The following is a 19676-nucleotide window of genomic DNA, read 5'->3' on the forward strand; positions in this document are numbered from 1 at the left end:
TGTTAAAGACTATAAATATTTTTCGGCAAATTTAATGATTTTATCTATTGGTTCATCCCAATTATTCCATTCATGTGGTTGTTCAGCATAAAAGTTGAATTCGCTTTTTGCTCTGCTCGATAAAAGAACCTGTTTACATAAATTTGCTTGCTCTACGGGAACGGTTTCATCTTTGCCTCCAAAAAACACGATGGTCGGCGGACTTGCAAGGTTATACTGAAAGATTGGACTTGCTTTAATATATTCGCTTGGAGATTCGGTATAAGTTTTACCAATCAATTTTGTAATATCTGTACCAATATTACCCTCTCTTAGGGTTTTGGAAGTTAAATTTATCGGTGGAACAATACCTGCAACTCCTTTTGCTAATTTATTTCCTATGGGGCTATTGGCATAAAGCATCGCTAAATGTCCTCCAGCACTCAAGCCAACTACAAAAAAGTTAGTTGAAATTTTAAGTGTTTTTGATTCTCCTTTTATTTTTAGAAGTAAGTTGTTGATGTCTTCCAATTGTTGAATATAGGTTATGCCTGTTGTAGAAGTTAAGCGATAATTCATATTAACAATAGCACAATTTACCCGTTTGTTCATTAATGATTTTACAATTGAACTAACGAACATTTTATCACCAATTCTCCATGCACCTGGATGCAAAAGTATTATTACAGGATTTCGTTCATTACGTGTATTTGGGAGATATAAATCATAGGTTTGAGCGAGACTTTTTCCGTAGGCAATATCAAGTTTTTCTTCATAAACTAAGGGGACATTATTGACTATACCTGATGGTGTTTCGGGAACAAGAAGCTCAATCTCAGTTGTACATGATATAAAAACAAAGCAAAAAATTAGCAAGGATAAATATTTCATTTGAAGATTTTTAGGGTCTATTTAATGGTCAAATTTTTACTATAACTACGTAGAAAACTATGCCAAGGTTTTCATGAATGTATAAACGGTAGATTTAAAAGAATATTGAGAAGTTTTGGGTGAAATTGGAATAAAAAAGACCTACAAGAAAGCTTGTAGGTCTGTAAAGATACTGAATATTGTATTGTTTATGCAAAAACTTGTTCTAACTGTTCTTTTTGCGGGAAGTTAGGAGTAACCAAATTTTCTTCTGGTTTATAAATATATGGCATCGGAAAACCTCTTTCTCTAAAAGTAGGTTCAGCAATGTTATTATATCTTAATTGAATTGACCAGCGAATATTCTTGGTAATGTTTTCTCCTGACCTGTGAATTAAGAATGCAGAAAAAATCAATAAATCACCAATTTCAAATTCTGTTTGCACATATTTTGCTTCTTCAATTTCTTCTTGAATGCTTCCCGTATAGCCAGAAGTATCAGCTTTCATTAAACCGTCTGTATGACTTGCAGGAATAATTTGTAATGAACCTAAATCTGCATTACAATCTACCAAAGGAAACCACAGTACAACGCTATCTAATGAACCTTGTCCTGTTCTCCAGTCTTGGTGAGCTCCCAATTTCCAATGGCTTCCACCTTTTGAAAGATAACGGCTGTTGAATTGCATTGCAGGACGAACCGCAATGGTTGGAAATTCATAACCAAGGTCTTGCAATAAAGCAATGATACGTTCGTCAGTACCCAAACGGTGCATTGAAATAAGATGTTGCGTTTGTTTTCCTGTGTTTACAAAAGCCGTAAAATCTTTTTCAAAGAATTCAAACATAGCTTGTTCAAATTCGTCTTTATTATTAATATCAACGTCTTTCCCTAAAATTTGCTTGATTTGAATGGCAAATAATTGGCGAGCATCTGTATATATTTTTTGTAGTTCTTCTTGGTTAAAGAAGTTTTTCAATATCAGAAATCCATCTTTATTGAATTGTTCTTTTGAGTATGCCATAAATAAATTTATTAACGTTTATAATCGTTAAAGGTAGGTAACTCTAAAAAGTTGCTGAATGATAATAATCAGTTCAGTTTCTTATTTTTCCCACTTTGCATAAGCGAAGCCTGATGTTCCAAACCCATTTCCGTTATACAACAAATATTTATTACCATTATGTTCATAGTTATGAGCATAATTAATCATTTGGTAGTCAAAATCGGCAGGATTTTCAGATTTTGCAATACCGACTAAGTCATCTTTACGTTCCCAATCAAGACCATCTTTTGATTCTGCATAACCTAAACGATAACTTTGATTACGGTCTGTACGATAATCTACTGTGTGGCGATAAGAATAATACATTTTATAAATACCGTCTTCTTTATACACACTTGGGCGACCAACTGCATGAAGGAAATCATCAAAAGGTAATACTGGTTTTTCGCTTGAAACCCAATGAATCCCATCTTTTGACTCTGCATAACGGCAGTCGTAGAATGGTTCTGGAATGCCGTTGATATATTCGCATTTTTGTCCAGAAATGTGCCACATTCTCCAAACGCCATTATCGTACATTACTGAAGGTTGAGCTGCCCAAATTGGATTGTAAATAGACCTGTCCATAATTGGACCTCTGAACATTTTTTTGAAGGTCAAACCGCCATCGGTACTTACAGAAAGTCCCATCGAAAGTCTGTATGAATTATGCGACCTATTCCAACCTGTATAATACAACCAAATATCTCCATTTGGCATATCCACAAACCACGCTGGCATAGCACCTGTTTCGTCATATTCACCCGGTCCACCCAATTCTAAAACAGGTTTGTTATGAATATACAAAATCTTGGTAGGGTCTTCATAATCAACATCAATAAATGTTGGGCGTGATTGTCCTTGTGCGTCTCTCGACGAAAAATATACTCTTAAAAAATCATCGTGTTTGTACGCAAATGGTACTTGTGCGTGCGACATACTATGTGCCAACGAACCGTTTGGTTTATAAACTACTCCTTTTTTAATCCACATAATCTTAGTTGTGAATTATGAATAATGAGTTATGATTATGAATAAACTTGTGTACTTTAATTCATAATTCATAACTCATAACTCATAACTATTTTATTTTTTCTCTGCTCTTAAACGCCAGTTATCTTCAAAATCTTTTCCCGGAATTTGTAAGTTAACATCAACTTCTGGTTTTACTGCGGTTTTATTGTACGCCATTACGTAATATCCAAAACCAAAAATCCAGTGTAATTCAAAATTTCCAATATTTTTAGGTAAATCTTGCAAAGGCACTTCGTCAGCAAACATGGGGTTGGCTTTCATCAAAGTTTTGTAAGTTGGTTCTTCTCTCAACCATGCAGGAACACTTTCGTCACCAACTACAATTCTTGCACCGACTTTTGCTACACGATTAAATTCTTCAAAAGCTTCTTTACGTTCTGCAAAAGTGTTGATTCCCCCGAAGTGAAAAACAGCATCAAAAGTATTATCTTCAAATGGTAAATAGGTACCGTTGGCAATGAAATAATTAACCGTAACTCCGTCTGGTTGAAGACGTTGCTTGGCTAATTGTAACATTTTTGGCGATAAATCTGAAAGAAAAGCTTCTCCATTTGGAGCAATTCCTTTGATAATTAATTCCGAATCTTTACCTGTACCTGCTCCAACTTCCAAAACCTTCATTCCAGGTTTAAGATTTAAAAGCGAACACATTTTCTCACGATTTTCTTGTTCGTCAGCATTTAATGATTCAAAAACCCAAGTTACACCACGGTCATATCTTTGGAAGGCATCATCGTAAGCAACACGTTCTTTTCTATCTTGTTCAAAAAGCTCTTTCGGAAAAGTCAAATCAACGATTTCGTCAATTTCATAGCTAAGTGGTTCAGCTTCAGAAGTGTTGTGTAATGTTTTGCCATCTTCAGATAAAACAAGTTTCGTTTTTGTTTTAGGGCAAATAAAATTTTGTTCGTAATTATTCATCTTATTATAGTAAGCGAAAAGTGATTTGCGAAAAGTGGATATTTAGTTGAATTATCTTTTTTGCAAACCTAAATTCTTTTGGTAAACATAGAATTGAATCTATGGTACATTTTACAAATTAATATCTTTACTCGAAATTTTGGCTTTTTCAGCAGGGTTACCTTTATAGATACTCCATTCGTCGGTTTTTTTACCTGTGAAGTTCGTTCCCATCGCAATTAACGTACCTTCTGCCAAATGAACTCCGTCTCTGATAGTAGCATTTACCCCTATAAAACAATAAGGTTCAACCACGCAACGTCCCGAAAGTACGATGTGAGAAGTAAAATAAACGTGGTCTTTGATGGTACTGTGATGCCCGATATGATTACCCGACCAAAGTACCACATCATTACCAATCGTCACGAAGGGTTGGATAGTATTATCTTCTAAAATAAAGCAATTCTCACCAATTTTATCTGTCAAAACTGTTGCTTTTGAACTGATATAAGAAATGAATTCGTAGCCTTTATCTTTTGCTTCTTGGTAAACTTTGGCTCTTACCTGATTCATTTTTCGTTCAGAAAGTGGAGCGAAAAATTTATATTCAGTAGGAGGGAAGAGCGTTGTAACTTCCTCAAAAGGAACAACTTGAATCCCACAAAAAGTAGGTTCTTTTATATATTCTTGATTGACTGTAAAAGCAACGATTTCATGTTCTGAATCATTGGTCAGATAATAATGTGCTAATTCAGCAACTAATTCGGTTCCGAATACTACTACTTTTGCCATTTTATAGAAATTTTAGCTTTAGAACGCTATTGATTAAACAAGTTCGTACTCTTTTAAAAACTCTTGTATTTTTTCTTTTGAATTGAACATCAAAACATCAATCATCGAAAGCCAAGGCACAAATTCATTTTTGAACTGTGAATAAACAACTGGCTTTGCTTTGATAAAATTGAGTTTTAAGTTTTTCGATTCAAAATATGCTTTATCGTATAATTCTAAGCCGCCAATTGGATTAATATAATGATTGGCTTTCTCTTGTAAGCAAATATCTAAAATTCTTTCTTGAGCCTTTAAATCAGTATTTTGGTAAATCGTTGAAGAAGGTACAAGTTCAGTTTTAATATCTAAATACTCACAAATTACTTTTAGGTTATTGAAAATTACATTTGAAGTATTAAGTTCTTCCACATTGAACGTTTTTTCGATAATTTCAAGTCCTTCTTTGTAAAATGGGGCTTTTTTATAGCTTTGTTCAATCGTTTTTAGAAATTTATTTTTCCAAGCCGCATCCCAATTAACATCAATTTCATCTATCAATTTATTCTGACTTGCATCTTTCAACGGAATGGTAAATAAACTATCTTTTCCATTTACTAAAATCCTATTTCTGTTTATCCAACCTCTGTTAATGAAATTGACATCGTCGTAAATTACAAATTTATCAACTGCATTGATTAATTGAAAATACCCGATATAAGGAAATATATAGGGTTGCATAATGGCAAGTTTCATAGGATTATTCATTTTGTAACGCAAACCTTAGTCTGTTACAAACTTTTGGATTACAGACTAAAGTCTGTGTTACTTATTAGTTTAATTTTCTTAAATAATAATCTTCACCTTTTACAATCAAATTTGTCAAGGTTGTATCTGTCCCTAACCTAATATCACCTTTAATGGGTTTGATTACACTTTTTGCAAAAAATAGATATTCTGCATTTTTAGGCATTGGCTGAACACCTTTTTCAAATGGGTTTACAACAATTAGTTTCCGAGTTAACTTATTTCCCCAAAGTGGATATTCGTAGTCATCGTTAATAGTTGCAACGGCAACTGTGGCATTTTGAGGAACTATTTGGTTGAATTTCTGATAAGCAGGCGTAATGTCTGGTCTTGCCCATGTCTGAAAAGCTACTCTTTCTGTATCAAATGCTGATTTTCTACCCATTGCTGCAAATGGCAAACAACGTTCATTGAGATAAACTGCCAATATTGCGGATAATGCTCCGACAAATACGACTAAACCTACATAAATTTTTTGTACACTAAATTTAAAACTTTCAAGTTTCCAATTTGTAAATAAAAGGGATAAAAATGGAACGGCATAAACTGCGGTACTTATCATGTATCGACCTTTCCATGGGTCATAAGCTGCCGTAAATGAAAGTGCAAGGAAGTGTAGTAAAAACGCTATTCCTAATATATAATACCCGATTCCTTTACGGATAAAACCTGTTAAAACTAAAAATATCAAAGGTAGAATAAATGCAAAACCAAAAATACCCCAAGATGGATTGGCATTGAAAAATTCAAATCTTTTGTGATAAGTAAAAGGAATAATCGTAAAATCAGTTGTTTCTTCTAATCTTAAAGGCGTTTTCTTTTCTAATTTGATGAGTGGTTTTTTCATCAAATCATTGATGTTTTCACCTTTATCCCAGTTTCTTAAACCGTCTAAATTCACCATGTCGATGGTATAACGAATCACATTTCGTGAACCTTGAATGATTAAGTTTTTTGTTGTTCCTGCTCGTTCAACAGATTGATGTTTTAAAGCTGTTGGAGGTCCAATTGGATGTTTATAAACTTGGATGTTTTTCAAATATCCTGTTGGTAATGTAAACAAGCAAATACCAATAAGTAAACCTACAAAAAGGTGTTTGAAGCGGGCAAAAATTAGCCAAAACACAGAAGTATTATCTGTGATTTTTTCATATTGTTTTTGTGGATTGAAACTTGGCTTTTTTATGTCAATGACTCTGCTCCATTTTTCTTCATAAAAAACAGTGTAAAGTATAATGAAAAATAGTGGAGGAAATGAAAAGGCAAATGTGATTTTATGTCCTAAGGCAATTCCGAAAGTCATGCCTGCCAAATACAGGTATCTACGCCAAAGTTTCTCACGATAGGTAAATAAGAAATATACTAAACAAGTTAAATATGATGCTAATACGATGTCAGTTTCGGTAGTTACCGACTGCATTAAAACATTGGGAAGTAACCAAATTGCTAAGGCACAAAATACACCTGCTGAGAAATTATTGCTTAAACTACGTGCTATCCCGAATGCTCCGAAACCAACTATTAAATAAGCAGAATGGTGAATGGCTTTGAACCAGTTTTCAATTTTACCAGACATCAAATAATTGTATATCTGAATGGTACAAATACTTTTTGGATAGGTGTCAATATTCCAGTTTGTTCCTCCAAAATGAGCCATTGTACCGTGGTCTAAATAATATAAAAGGCGATTCAAATGCCCTGTCATACTATCCCATTCGTTAGGTGGCGTATAGAATATCAATAATAGATTGGTAATTTCAACTATTCCAAAGGTTAAAAATAAACCCCCAAATACAAATTTTAAAAATAGCGAAAGTCCCCCAAACCAATTCCAAACTAATTGAATTCTACTTCCAATGATTTCAAAGAATGTGAAGTTTTCTCGTCTATCTCTTGCAAAAAACTTGGCAAAAAGAATATAGAAGATAAAGGTCGGGATGAAAACACCCCATGCCCAAAAGCGTCTATCATTAATTTTATCGACTTCTGAAAGTACAAAACCAGTAAAAATTACACTACCACAAAATACTACATACGCAGTGATGATAATGTCAATTAATGATTTTTTGCATACCCGAGCCGCAACACGGATAACAAAACCGATAAATATTAGAAAAATTATTGGATAGAAAAATACCATTTATTGTAGTATGCTGATATTTATGAGTTAGCTAATTTGAGAAGAAAATTATAGACAATCATTGACAATATTGGCAATAACTCTAACATCTTCGTGACTCAAATCATAATATAAAGGCAGAGCTAAGGCTCTTTTAGCATAATCGTCGGAAATTGGGCAGTTACTTTCTTCAATTACAAATTTTAGACTGCTTAATGACGGATAAAAATATCTCCTTGGGAAGATTCCTTTAGCTTCTAAATTTGATTTTACTTTTAGTAGCGTAGTTTCTGAATCAAAGAATATCGGATAGTAGGCATAATTTGTTTCAGTTGGTAGAGAAACAACAGGTTTTACTAATTTCGACCAATTTAAAAGAGAATCGTATAAAGCAAATATTTGACGACGAGCCTCAATTATTTCTCCCACTCTCGGTAGAACACACAATCCCATTGCTGCATGAAATTCTGAATTTTTACCGTTAATGCCAATTGTCAAATAATTATCACCGATGTGTCCAAAACTTCTGTAACGGTCAATTAGATAGGCGTAATCATCATTATCCGTAAAAATTGCTCCACCTTCGGTACTATGAAAAACTTTGGTTGAATGGAAGCTACACGTACTTATATCTCCGTAATTAAAAATCGAAGTTCCATTAACATTTACCCCAAAACAATGAGCTGCGTCATAGATAAGTTTTAAATTATTATCAGCAGCAATTTGGGCTAATTTATCAACATCGCATGGGTTGCCATAAACGTGAGTTGCTAAAATTGCTTCGGTATTTTCTGTTATCTGTTCTTTTACCTTTTCTGGGTCGATACAAAAATCGGTTGTTAAAATATCTGCAAAAACAGGTTTGCAGTTCTCCCAAATTAAAGAATGAGTAGTAGCACAATAGGAGAAAGGCGTTGTGATAACTTCTTTTGTTATGCCTAAAACCTTCAATGCTATTTGAATGGCAATTGTACCGTTGCTAACAAATAAACAATGTTTAACTCCCAAAAAGTCTTTAAGTTTTTGTTCTAATTCTTTCACCATCGGGCCGTTATTGGTCAGTTGGTTGCTTTTAAAGATTTTTTCAACGTATTGTTGGTATTCTTCTAAGGGAGGTAAATATGTTTTGGTAACGTTTATCATTTGATATTTAGTCAGATTGTGAAGATTATGTGGCTTTTGATGAATTTACAGCAAAAACATGATAGTTATCATTCTCTAACTAATGCTTTCAAGTTCAAGTTGAGTAATAGGGAAATTGATTTTTGGTCTGACATAACCAGGCCATTTACCATACCATGCTGTTCCTTCACGGTAATCTTCAATTTCAAAAATAAGAGATTCTTCAAAGTTGTAAATGGCAGAAGCAGTATCTTTTACAACCATAAACGAAATCGAATATGAGCCATCATTAAGGAAATCAGCAGGCACTTCACATTCTGCATAAATAACTCCTTTGTCAAAAGCTCTTGATTCTGTTCCAATATTGAAAATACATTCGCCCGTTAATGAATTTAGGTGAAGGCTAATATTTAGATTAGCATTTTCCATCATGTTCCAAAATTCAATTTTTATTTTGAATGGAGTTCTTACATCAAGATGTTTTTGATTGTCTAAATAACTTGGAACTAATTTTATGCTTTTCAGACGAACTTTATCATTTCCCGGAGCTTCTTCTGGCGTATCCCACCACGATTCTAAGGCAGTTTTTTGAACATGACTTAAATAGGTTGCTAAAACTTGATTAGTTTCACCCATCTCCATCAATTGTCCTTTCTGCATAAACATGGCTTTATTACAAAGTCCTTGTACAGCGGTAAGGTTATGGCTAACGAAAAGAATGGTTCTTCCAGAAGTTGAAGCATCTTTCATTTTACCCAAACATTTTCTTTGAAAATCAGCATCACCTACTGCTAATACTTCATCAACAATTAATATTTCGGGTTCAAGGTGAGCAGATATTGCAAATCCTAAACGAACATACATTCCTGATGAATAGCGTTTTACGGGAGTATCTAAAAACTTTTCAACACCTGCAAAATCGACGATTGCATCAAATTGTTTTTTGATGTCTTGGCGTTTCATTCCCAAAACTGCACCGTTCAAGAAAATATTTTCACGTCCTGATAATTCAGGGTGAAAACCTGTTCCAACTTCTAACAAACTGGCAACCCTACCTTTAATGGTGATTTTACCTTCTGTTGGCTCGGTGATTCTACTTAATACTTTTAATAAAGTGGATTTTCCTGCTCCATTAGAACCAATAATTCCAACTCTATCTCCTTGGTTAATATTAAAACTAACATCCTTTAATGCCCAAAAGTCTTCGTGACTAACTTGATTGGTCTCTTTTTTTGTAAAAAGATTTTTGATGTTGTCAGTTACAATTTCACGGAGAGTATTTCCTTTTGCATTGCCATTAATATGGTCAATGATATATCTTTTACTTATATTTTCTGCTTCAATTACTGTCATTTTGCAAAGGAGATTTACTCCATGTCTTCAATTTTAATATATAATTCTGTAACAAAAACTGCTATTATTAAATATAGTCCACAAAAGAATTTTCTTTTTTACGGAAAAATATTACAGATAATATGGTTGTGATTGTTACAAATATTACTGATGGAATGATGGTGTCCCATTGAAAATATTGATAGTTTGGAATCAAGCACCATCTAAATCCTTCAATTATGCCAGCTAATGGATTTATCCATTGATAAATAGGATACCAAGACAGTTCTTGAATAGTTGCTATTGGATAAGCAATAGGACAAACAAAAAAACCATACTGAACAATCAATGGAGCAATTTGCTGAAAATCTCTAAACTGAACATTTAAAGAGGCGAATATTACGCCTAAACTAAATGCTGAGAAAAAAGCTAAAACTAAAAAGAACGGTACAAATAAGATATTGAATGTTGGAGTATATCCCATGTATATTAAAAAAGGAATCATTACTACAAATCCAACCAAAAAGTCTAATAATGGAACTGCTACTGAACTCAATGGCATTAATAGTCTTGGGAAATATACTTTTGAAACCAAATTAGCATTTCCTGTAATACTATTACTTACTTGTTGAAAAGACATAGCAAAGAAATTCCAAAATATTACCCCTGTGAAAATTATTATTTGCAGAGGAATTTCTGATTTATTCTCAATTTTAGCCACTTTATCGAATGCAAAAACGAAAACGGCTACTGTTAATACTGGACGAAAAATAGCCCATGCAACGCCTACAAATGTTTGTTTATATTTTACTGTAATATCACGAATTGCCAAAATGAATAACAATTCTTTAAATCTCCACAAGTCTTGCCAATAATACTTTTCTGACCTTCCTGACTCAATGACTGTTTCGTGCATAAATTTGTTTTTTACTAATTTGTTTTGATTTCGCTTAAAGTTTCTTTAAACGCCACATAAATAATTGCTAATAATAAACCAATGATTGAACCAATGACAAGTCCTTTTTTTGTTGGGTCTGGTTCTGGAGAAATTGGTAATTCTGCATCATCAATGCGGGTTAATAGTGGGGTTTCTTTTGCCATTGAGAAATTAAGGTTATCCAAATTCTTCAACGCTTCAAAATACATACCTTGTAATTGTCCACTATTAGTTTGTAATCTTTGTTGTTGAACTAAGCCTTCCTGAACAATAATTTGTTGATTTTGGTCAGCGTAACGTGCAGCAGCATTTTGAGTATAGTATAATTCTCTTTTTAGGGAATCAACACGATGTTTAATCAAATCTCTTAATTCACGTGTTTTCTGTGTTTTAGTTTCTTTGTAAAAATCGGTTACAATTTTCAAGTATAAATTTGCCCAAACGTATGATAAAGTGTCATTGCGGCTCGTAACTGCAAGGGTCAAAAATGATGCTTTTTTACTATCGTTCGCAACCACCGTATTTGGCATTAAATAAGCTTGAACAAGTCTAACTCTTGATTTTTCGTTGGGAGTTGCAGTTTCATAGCTGTCATGGTCAAACTTAAATGTTTGAATCGCTTGGTCATCTTCTAATTCATTTTCTAAAATTCCACTTTTTTTCAAATAGTAATTTCCAAAAATGACATCTTTTCCACCCACATTTACTTTCGTCAATACTGCACGATTGTATAGGTTTTTAGTTTTTAATAATTCAAGGAAGTTGTCTCCGCTAAACAAATTCGCTCCTGAAGAACTTCCTGCACTTATTCCAAAAGCACTTGCTAAATCTTGAAGACCACCAGCTCCACCACCGCCACCTCCGTTTTCCATATTAAAAACGATTTTAGCGATATAAATGGCGGGTTCTTTCGTTAATTTTTCAAAGAGATAGCCAACTCCAGTTCCTACAATAACAGCTAAAATAAGGACTTTCCAATTTCGTAGTATTAAATCCTTGAATGAGACCAATTTTACAACAATATCTTTGAATGAAAATTGGTCTTCTGGTAAAATATTATATTGATTATCTGACATCCTGAGTAAAAATAAGTTTATTTAAGTGTTCTTAGTAGCGCTAATAACCCAACTGTACTTGATAATACCGTTGAAACTGCTACAATTGTCTGAATTAACTGTTGAGTAGCACCTGTTTTAGTATTCAATTTGGGAACTACAATTTCAGAACCTGGTTCTACTTTTGGATATATATTAAATAGACCAACTAATTTACGTGTTCTATCAACTGAACCATTTGCATAGATAATGTAAGAACGTCTTCTTGCTGACATTTCTGTAAAACCTCCTGCTTCAGAGATATAATGTTTAAATGACATTCCATCTAAAAATCTTGTTGAAGTAGGATATAATACTTCTCCTTGCATTCTTACAGTTTGAGGTTCTTTCGGAATTCTAATAATATCTCCGTCTTGTAAAAGCATATCTGCAATACTTCCCGGATTTTCTAAAGCTTTTGCTAAGTCGATACCAATAGATTCTTCTGTTTCTTCTTTAACTTCTTCAACTTTTACTGAAACTCCTGAAGAATTATCACTTAAATCGCTCAATTGAGCTCTTTTTCTATCTGCTTCTTGTTTTGTGATTTTGAACTTACGAATTAACGTTGCTCCCTTTGGATATGCTTGAGCATTTAAACCTCCAACTCTTTTTAATATTTCAGAAAGTTTTTCGTCTTTTCTTTCTAAGGCATATACACCTGGGAAAATTACCTGACCCTCAATAGATACAAATTGTTGTTTCTCATAATTTGGAGAAGAACGAACAAATACTTCATCAAATGGTTCAAGAATGAATTTAGACGCAGTTTCGTTGATAGATAAGTCATTATTGATTGAAAAATTGAATTTCTCTCCAATTGTTGAAGTGATTTGAGCAGGGTCATCTTTCCCAATATTTTTCTTTCTTCTAATAACCTCAATTCTACCTGTTGCAGCAGATTCTTTCAATCCTCCAGCTTTTTGGATTAAATCTTCCACAGTCATATTCTTGATGTAAGGGAACGACCCAATTGGCGTTTCGCTAACCGCAGAAGTCGATGGTGTATCGGATACGCCTGTCGAGCCTGATGTTACCGCAGGTGCAACAGGTGCAGAACCCTTTAAGTTAATTTCACCTTGAATACGGACGGTATAGGTTTCCATTAAATCAAGAACAGAATAAACCATAATAATATCTTCTCTGTGCAGAGCAATATCAGGCGTTTTCCCAGAAACGATGTCGTTATAATTTACAGAAATATTTTCTTTCGTTAAATCTTCTCTTAAACGTGTAATTGAAATTCTTTTCAAAAAAGCATCTTGTTTAAAACCTTCTGCACGTTTAATTAATTTAGTTAACGTTGGGTTATCATTGATTGAATAACGACCGCTTCTAAATACAGCTCCGTCTAAAGTAACTGCATTTTCAATACGGTTGGTTAAGATTTGCTCAACCGTAATTACATCACCCGATTTTGGATAAAAAGATGACAATAAATCACTGTTTAAGTCGATTAACTTAATTTCTTTATCTGTAAATCTTTGAACCTTTAATACTTGACGATAAGCATCAGGAAGGAAGCCATTGCCATATTCTGCAATAATTCTTTCTAAACTTTCATTGGGAAGGTTTTCGAAAATTGCAGGTTTTTTGATTTGACCTTTAATTTCTACTCTTGATTTATAAGAACCAACTTGGATAATATCTTGGTCTTGCAAAGAAATATTTTGACGAAGATTTCCTGTTGTCAATAAATCATATAAATCAACTTGTGCAATCAATTTTTTATCTCTAATTACTTTAATTTCACGGAAAGTACCATTTTCATTGGGTCCACCCGCTAAATAAAGAGCATTCATTACTCTTGATAATGATGAAACCGAGTAAGTTCCTGGAGCAACAACGTCTCCTAAAATAGAAACTCTAATCGTTCTAATACTTCCTAATGACACAGTAGCAGTTGTGTTTGGGGCTGCACCATTGTAAGATTTTAGACCAACATATATTTTTGATAATCTATCAGTAATTCTTCTTTTTGCTTCTTCAATAGTAATTCCACTTACAAAGATATTTCCAACTTTAGGAACTTTGATATAACCCTCAGAAGTGATTGGTAGATTGTAATGTTCTTCTGAGAAACCATTGATGTCAATTAAAAGCTCATCATCAGTACCAAGAATATAATTTTTAGGAGTTGGAATTTTCAAAGAAGTCTCGAAAGAAATATTCGGATTGTTGAAAATATTGAATCCATAAAGTTTTTTACGAATAGACATAGCCGCCGAATCTACAACAGGAGCTACTGAACTCGCTGAACGAGCCGATTTAATAGAATCGCTAATTGCTTGCTCTTTACCGCTTTCAACTACTTTTCGTGCTGTCGTTGTGGGAGCAGACGATGTTGCCGTTGAAGTTCTCGGCATTTGAGTTGGGAAAGTTAGATTCTGAAGTGAACCAAGCGAAAATCCTTGAGAAAGTACATTTTCAGTTGGTAAAAAAGTTGCGAAAATAAACAGAAGTACCAATAACTTTTTAGTAGGTGTAAAATGAGTTAAACTGTTCATTTCTTTACAATAACGAATTGCTAATGTGATTTTTGACATATTAAATCTTAGCCTTTGGGGTTAAAAAAAGGGTTTCTTTTCAAAGTATGGACGAACCAAATTAGGTATTTGGCATATTTCAAAACACAAAGTAAATCAACTTTTAGTGAATTCGCACGACCATTTGATAGTTTAATTATTCTGATAACAATTAAATCTTGCTAATTTTATAAAATCTTAATGTTTTTTGTAGTTTTGTCTCTTTAATGACGACTAATAATTTTAATTGGTTGTTCTTATTGTAAAGAGTTTTGGTAATTTTAGGCATTTATTTTAAATGTCAGCCAATGTTGATGCTCAAATCACTTAATCTATAAAATCCTTTCTTTAAAATTATCATGTCCACAATACCTGAAAATGTAAAATATACCGAAGATAATATTCGGTCACTTGATTGGAAAGAACACATCCGCCTTCGTCCTGGTATGTATATTGGTAAATTAGGAGACGGTTCTTCTGCCGATGATGGTATCTATGTATTAGTAAAAGAAATCATGGATAACTCTATTGACGAACACATGATGGGGAATGGGAAAACAATTGAAATTAAAATTTCTGACCACCGTGTTGAAGTTCGTGACTATGGGCGTGGTATTCCATTAGGTAAAGTTATTGATTGCGTTTCAAAAATTAATACTGGGGGTAAATATGACTCTGGGGCGTTTCAAAAGTCTGTTGGTCTAAACGGTGTGGGTACAAAAGCAACTAATGCTTTAGCCTCTTATTTTAAAGTACAATCTTTCCGTGATGGAAAAACGAAGTGGGCAGAATTCCGTCAGGGAGAATTAATCACAGAATCACCTGATGGAGCTGACTCGAACGCTCGTAATGGTACGCACGTTATTTTTGAACCAGATAATACAATTTTTAAAAACTACCACTATATACCGCAGTTTTTAGAAAATCTGATTTGGAATTATGCCTACTTAAATGCAGGATTGACGATTAATTTTAATGGTCAAAAATATTTTTCTCAAAATGGACTTTTTGATTTATTAAATAAGTATTCTGCTGAGGATGAAAGACGCTATCCAATTATCCATTTAAAAGGAAGCGATATTGAAGTTGCCCTCACGCACGGAAATCAATACGGAGAAGAATATTATTCCTTCGTGAATGGTCAAAATACAACACAAGGAGGAACGCACTTACAAGCTTTTCGTGAAGCAATTGTGAGAACAGTTCGTGAATTCTATAAAAAGGATTATGCTCCTGAAGATGTACGTGCAAGTATCGTTGGTGCTATTGCAGTAAGAGTTCAAGAACCTGTTTTTGAATCTCAAACAAAAACAAAATTAGGTTCAAGTAATATTTCGCCTGACCCAAATTCTCAATCTGTTAGAAGTTTTATAGGAGATTTTATCAAAACTAATCTTGATAATTATCTTCACAAAAACCCTACGGTTGCCGAGGCAATAAAGAAAAGAATTGAACAGTCTGAACGTGAGCGTAAAGACATGGCAGGTATTAAAAAACTTGCTAATGATAGAGCCAAAAAAGCCAATTTGCACAATAAAAAGCTCAGAGATTGCCGTGTTCATTTGACAGATGAGAAATCGGATGATAGATATGACACGATGCTTTTTATTACAGAAGGGGATTCTGCGAGTGGTTCAATTACAAAATCTCGAAATGTACAAACTCAGGCGGTGTTTAGTTTAAGAGGGAAGCCTTTAAACTGTTTTGGTCTGACAAAAAAGATTGTTTATGAAAATGAAGAATTTAATCTTTTGCAGCACGCTTTAAATATAGAGGAAGGTTTAGAAGGATTACGTTATCATAAAATTATTATTTCTACCGATGCCGACGTCGATGGAATGCACATACGTTTATTGATGATGACATTTTTCTTACAGTTTTTCCCTGATTTAGTAAGAAATGGACATCTTTATATTTTAGAAACGCCATTATTTAGAGTAAGAAATAAGAAAGAAACGATTTATTGTTATAGCGACGAAGAACGTCAGAATGCTATTGCCAAATTGAGTCCTAAGCCAGAAATTACTCGCTTTAAAGGATTGGGGGAAATTTCTCCTGAGGAATTTGGTAAATTTATCAATGACGATATTCGTCTTGAGCCTGTTATTTTGACAAAAGATACCACAATACCTAAAATTTTGACTTATTTCATGGGAAAAAACACCCCTGACCGTCAGAAATTTATTATCGAAAATCTAATCATTGAAAAAGACCCTGCTGAATTAGCAGCATAAATTGCAGTTGATAGTTAACAGTTAGCAGTAAACAGTAAACAGCAAATAGTTAAACAGTTTGTAATTACCAGTAAATAATTATCTAACCGATATGAATTTATGGTTTACTGTTTACTGATTATTGTTTACTGATAACTGATAACTGTTAACTGATGGCTGTTCACTGAAAACCATGTCCCTCGAAGAATTAAGAAATCAAATAGATTCCCTTGACAACCAAATGCTTGAAATTTTAAATAAGCGGATGGAAGTCGTAAAACACGTTGGTGAATTAAAAAAAAGCACTCAAACTGTCATTTATCGTCCAGAAAGAGAGAAACAAATTGTTGATAGATTAGATTCTATGAACAAAGGTCTCCTAAATCGTGCAGCTATTGAGGCTATTTATTTAGAAATTTTTGCAGTTTCAAGAAATCTCGAATTACCCGAAAGAATAGCTTATTTAGGTCCTGAAGGCAGTTTTACTCACCAAGCTGCTGAAAGTAGATTTGGTGCCATGAGTGATTATTTAGCCCTTCCGAATATTCGTTCAGTGTTTGAAAGCATAGATACTGGTCGTGCAAGGTTTGGCGTTGTACCCATTGAGAATAATTTGGAAGGAATCGTTAAAGAAACGATTGATTTATTGAATGAAACGGATTTGAAAATTGTGGCAGAAGTAGCCATTTCTGTTCATTTTACTTTTGCTACAAAAGCGGAGAAACTTTCGGAAATTAAGAAAATTTATTCTAAAGATATTGCCTTTGGGCAATGCGAAAAATTCTTAAATGATTATTTTGCAGGAAAAGAAGATGATTTCTTTGTTCAAGTTGATTCAACTTCAAAGGCGGCAAGGTTAGCTTCTCAAGACCCTAATTCGGCAGCTATTTGTTCGCATATTGCTGCAAAATTATTTGATGTGCCAATTTTGTTTGATAACATTCAAGATTCTGCCCAAAACCGTACTCGTTTCTTTATTATTGGAAAGGATTTTATCAATCAGAAAAGTGATAACGATAAAACGACAATCATTGCTCGTTTACCTGAAGATGGAAAACCTGGGACTTTGATGAAGTTTTTACAAGAATTTGAAAGCAGAGGAATTAACCTCTTAAAAATAGAAAGTCGCCCCGTGAAAGAAGGCGACCATTTTAACTTTTGGTTTTTGATGGAATTTGATGGCTATTTCTTAGATGAAAGTGTCCAAGAAATTATGGCAAAACACGCTTCTGAAATCAAATGGCTTGGTAGTTATGTAAAAGCTATTTAATTATTTAAGAATTTCGGTACACGTAATTTTGTCTTTTGCGATTTGTGCTTTTAATTCATCTAATCCATTGAATTTCTGTTCATTGCGAATCTTTTGGATAAATTCGACTGTGAGGTTTTCCCCATAAATCTCACGGTCGAAATCAAAAATATTCACTTCAATCGTTTGGAATGTGCCATCAACGGTTGGTCTGTTTCCAATATTCAACATTCCTTTCAATTCATTTCCGTTATATCCCACTTTTACGGCATAAACACCCGTCGTAGGAATTAATTTGGCAATTTCACGCACTTGAATATTTGCAGTTGGAAAGCCAATTGTTCTACCCAACTGTTTTCCTTTTACAATAACACCCGATAGTGAGTAATTTCTACCCAAAAAGTGGTCAGCTAACTGAATATCACCATCTTGTAACGCTTTTCTAATTTTAGAAGAACTTACACCAATGTTTTCAATATCTTGTCGTGAAATCTCTTCAATTTCAAAGCCATAATTTGCTTTGTGAACCTTCAAATACTCAAAACTTCCTTCACGATTTTTGCCAAAACGGTGGTCGAAACCAATAACAAGGGTTTTGGTTCCAATTGTTTGAATTAAGATTTTTTGAATAAATTCTTCAGAAGATAATTCGGAAAATTCTCTGGTAAAAGGAATAATAACCAAGTGTTGAATGCCACTTTTTTCTAATAACTCAATTTTTTCATCAAGCGTAGAAAGTAGGTTGACCACTTTGTTATCGGGAGAAATTACGGTTCTTGGATGTGGATAAAAGGTAAGCACAACACTTTCTCCTTCAGTTTGTTGAGCAACTTCAATCAGACGATTTAATATTTTACGATGCCCTAAATGAACTCCGTCAAATGTACCACTGGTTACAACTGCGTTTTCTAATTTTTTAAATTCTTCTAATCCGTAATATACATTCATGCTTTTGGGGTGCTATTAGCTTAATCAATTTGCTAATAAGCTATTTTTCTTTTCAATAAATTGCTCAATTGTTAGGGCATCCTTAACATTGAAATCTCCGATTCTTTCTCTTCTAAGCACTTTTAAATATGCTCCTGATTGACAAGCTGTACCAAAATCTCTTACTAAACTTCTTACATACGTTCCTTTAGTGCAAACGATAGAAAAGCCAATTTCTGGAAAATTACTTGTATCAATTTCAAATTTTTTCACTTCTACTTCTCTTGACTTTATCTCAACATCGGCATCTGTTTTTCCTTGTCGTGCTAACTCGTAAAGTCGTTTTCCATTTACTTGAATAGCTGAGTAAATAGGAGGGATTTGTAAGATTTTACCACTTAAAGTATGTATTGCTTCTGCCATAATTTCAGCAGAAATATGCTCAATAGGGAATTCAGCATCAAATTCTGTTTCTAAATCAACTGAAGGTGTCGTTTTTCCCAATACTAAAACCCCAGAATATTCTTTTTCTTGTGCCTGATAACTGTCAATCTGCTTAGTCATTTTTCCAGTACACAGAATCAATAAACCCGTTGCCAGAGGGTCGAGTGTACCTGCATGACCAATTTTTTTAAATTTTCCTGCAAATTTCAACTTTTTCGTAACATCAAAAGAAGTCCAAGTGAGTGGCTTATCAATTAAAATTACTTCTCCTGGGTCAGCCACAGGAGGCATATTTTTTTTATCTTCCAT

General features: G+C 33.6%; 16 protein-coding genes. 2 read left to right on the top strand and 14 right to left on the bottom strand.

The window, feature by feature from the left end:
• Positions 1 to 9 precede the first annotated feature (9 nt).
• The 12 genes from LV89_RS12075 to LV89_RS12130 all read right to left on the bottom strand — a co-directional run bounded on the left by LV89_RS12075 (position 10) and on the right by LV89_RS12130 (position 14555).
• A complete protein-coding gene (locus LV89_RS12075) occupies positions 10 to 870 on the bottom strand; it encodes an alpha/beta hydrolase (RefSeq protein WP_109743151.1) in 861 nt (286 codons plus the stop codon).
• A gap of 188 nt (positions 871 to 1058) precedes the next feature.
• Positions 1059 to 1874: a phytanoyl-CoA dioxygenase family protein gene (locus tag LV89_RS12080; protein ID WP_109743152.1), complete on the bottom strand. Its 816-nt coding sequence runs from the start codon at positions 1872 to 1874 to the stop codon at positions 1059 to 1061.
• Positions 1875 to 1955: 81 nt separating this feature from the next.
• Positions 1956 to 2888: a glycoside hydrolase family protein gene (locus LV89_RS12085; RefSeq protein WP_109743153.1), complete on the bottom strand. Its 933-nt coding sequence runs from the start codon at positions 2886 to 2888 to the stop codon at positions 1956 to 1958.
• 93 nt (positions 2889 to 2981) lie between these two features.
• Positions 2982 to 3851 carry a class I SAM-dependent methyltransferase gene (locus tag LV89_RS12090; RefSeq protein WP_109743154.1) on the bottom strand — a complete coding sequence of 290 codons (870 nt, stop codon included), beginning with the start codon at positions 3849 to 3851 and terminating at the stop codon, positions 2982 to 2984.
• A 111-nt stretch (positions 3852 to 3962) separates the two neighbouring features.
• Complete coding sequence (locus LV89_RS12095) at positions 3963 to 4622, bottom strand: acetyltransferase (RefSeq protein ID WP_109743155.1); 660 nt, start codon at positions 4620 to 4622, stop codon at positions 3963 to 3965.
• Between the two features lie 33 nt (positions 4623 to 4655).
• A complete protein-coding gene (locus tag LV89_RS12100; RefSeq protein WP_109743193.1) occupies positions 4656 to 5354 on the bottom strand; it encodes a WbqC family protein in 699 nt (232 codons plus the stop codon).
• Positions 5355 to 5430: 76 nt separating this feature from the next.
• Positions 5431 to 7545 carry a glycosyltransferase family 39 protein gene (locus tag LV89_RS12105; RefSeq protein ID WP_109743156.1) on the bottom strand — a complete coding sequence of 705 codons (2115 nt, stop codon included), beginning with the start codon at positions 7543 to 7545 and terminating at the stop codon, positions 5431 to 5433.
• Between the two features lie 48 nt (positions 7546 to 7593).
• Positions 7594 to 8667, bottom strand: coding sequence for a DegT/DnrJ/EryC1/StrS family aminotransferase (locus LV89_RS12110; RefSeq protein ID WP_109743157.1), 1074 nt, complete (start codon positions 8665 to 8667; stop codon positions 7594 to 7596).
• Positions 8668 to 8742: 75 nt separating this feature from the next.
• On the bottom strand, positions 8743 to 9999 hold the full coding sequence (locus LV89_RS12115) for an ABC transporter ATP-binding protein (RefSeq protein ID WP_109743158.1): 1257 nt from the start codon (positions 9997 to 9999) through the stop codon (positions 8743 to 8745).
• A 67-nt stretch (positions 10000 to 10066) separates the two neighbouring features.
• A complete protein-coding gene (locus LV89_RS12120) occupies positions 10067 to 10894 on the bottom strand; it encodes an ABC transporter permease (protein WP_109743159.1) in 828 nt (275 codons plus the stop codon).
• 14 nt (positions 10895 to 10908) lie between these two features.
• Positions 10909 to 11991, bottom strand: a complete 1083-nt coding sequence (locus LV89_RS12125; RefSeq protein ID WP_109743160.1) for a hypothetical protein — start codon at positions 11989 to 11991, stop codon at positions 10909 to 10911.
• A 17-nt stretch (positions 11992 to 12008) separates the two neighbouring features.
• Positions 12009 to 14555 carry a polysaccharide biosynthesis/export family protein gene (locus tag LV89_RS12130; protein WP_109743161.1) on the bottom strand — a complete coding sequence of 849 codons (2547 nt, stop codon included), beginning with the start codon at positions 14553 to 14555 and terminating at the stop codon, positions 12009 to 12011.
• 338 nt (positions 14556 to 14893) lie between these two features.
• On the opposite strand from LV89_RS12130, the gene LV89_RS12135 reads away from it, so the two are divergent.
• Positions 14894 to 16768: a DNA topoisomerase IV subunit B gene (locus LV89_RS12135; RefSeq protein ID WP_109743162.1), complete on the top strand. Its 1875-nt coding sequence runs from the start codon at positions 14894 to 14896 to the stop codon at positions 16766 to 16768.
• Between the two features lie 172 nt (positions 16769 to 16940).
• Positions 16941 to 18017 (top strand): prephenate dehydratase, encoded by a 1077-nt coding sequence (gene pheA, locus LV89_RS12140; RefSeq protein WP_109743163.1) that lies wholly within the window; start codon positions 16941 to 16943, stop codon positions 18015 to 18017.
• Here pheA and LV89_RS12145 read toward each other — a convergent pair whose 3' ends face one another.
• Together LV89_RS12145 and truB are read right to left on the bottom strand one after the other, a co-directional pair.
• The gene (locus LV89_RS12145) at positions 18018 to 18944 is read right to left on the bottom strand and encodes a bifunctional riboflavin kinase/FAD synthetase (RefSeq protein ID WP_109743164.1); all 927 of its coding nucleotides are present in this window, start codon (positions 18942 to 18944) and stop codon (positions 18018 to 18020) included.
• A gap of 24 nt (positions 18945 to 18968) precedes the next feature.
• Positions 18969 to 19676, bottom strand: a complete 708-nt coding sequence (gene truB, locus LV89_RS12150; RefSeq protein ID WP_109743165.1) for a tRNA pseudouridine(55) synthase TruB — start codon at positions 19674 to 19676, stop codon at positions 18969 to 18971.

The organism is Arcicella aurantiaca (assembly GCF_003148625.1).
Classification (GTDB): domain Bacteria; phylum Bacteroidota; class Bacteroidia; order Cytophagales; family Spirosomataceae; genus Arcicella; species Arcicella aurantiaca.

Bases quoted from the DNA above. Each gene is read 5' to 3' on its own strand.
- LV89_RS12075 (WP_109743151.1), bottom strand. From the start codon at position 870: ATGAAATATTTATCCTTGCTAATTTTTTGCTTTGTTTTTATATCATGT.
- LV89_RS12100 (WP_109743193.1), bottom strand. From the start codon at position 5,354: ATGAAACTTGCCATTATGCAACCCTATATATTTCCTTATATCGGGTAT.
- LV89_RS12120 (WP_109743159.1), bottom strand. From the start codon at position 10,894: ATGCACGAAACAGTCATTGAGTCAGGAAGGTCAGAAAAGTATTATTGG.
- LV89_RS12145 (WP_109743164.1), bottom strand. From the start codon at position 18,944: ATGAATGTATATTACGGATTAGAAGAATTTAAAAAATTAGAAAACGCA.
- truB (WP_109743165.1), bottom strand. From the start codon at position 19,676: ATGGAAGATAAAAAAAATATGCCTCCTGTGGCTGACCCAGGAGAAGTA.
- pheA (WP_109743163.1), top strand. From the start codon at position 16,941: ATGTCCCTCGAAGAATTAAGAAATCAAATAGATTCCCTTGACAACCAA.
- LV89_RS12130 (WP_109743161.1), bottom strand. From the start codon at position 14,555: ATGTCAAAAATCACATTAGCAATTCGTTATTGTAAAGAAATGAACAGT.
- LV89_RS12110 (WP_109743157.1), bottom strand. From the start codon at position 8,667: ATGATAAACGTTACCAAAACATATTTACCTCCCTTAGAAGAATACCAA.
- LV89_RS12115 (WP_109743158.1), bottom strand. From the start codon at position 9,999: ATGACAGTAATTGAAGCAGAAAATATAAGTAAAAGATATATCATTGAC.
- LV89_RS12085 (WP_109743153.1), bottom strand. From the start codon at position 2,888: ATGTGGATTAAAAAAGGAGTAGTTTATAAACCAAACGGTTCGTTGGCA.
- LV89_RS12105 (WP_109743156.1), bottom strand. From the start codon at position 7,545: ATGGTATTTTTCTATCCAATAATTTTTCTAATATTTATCGGTTTTGTT.
- LV89_RS12080 (WP_109743152.1), bottom strand. From the start codon at position 1,874: ATGGCATACTCAAAAGAACAATTCAATAAAGATGGATTTCTGATATTG.
- LV89_RS12095 (WP_109743155.1), bottom strand. From the start codon at position 4,622: ATGGCAAAAGTAGTAGTATTCGGAACCGAATTAGTTGCTGAATTAGCA.
- LV89_RS12125 (WP_109743160.1), bottom strand. From the start codon at position 11,991: ATGTCAGATAATCAATATAATATTTTACCAGAAGACCAATTTTCATTC.
- LV89_RS12135 (WP_109743162.1), top strand. From the start codon at position 14,894: ATGTCCACAATACCTGAAAATGTAAAATATACCGAAGATAATATTCGG.
- LV89_RS12090 (WP_109743154.1), bottom strand. From the start codon at position 3,851: ATGAATAATTACGAACAAAATTTTATTTGCCCTAAAACAAAAACGAAA.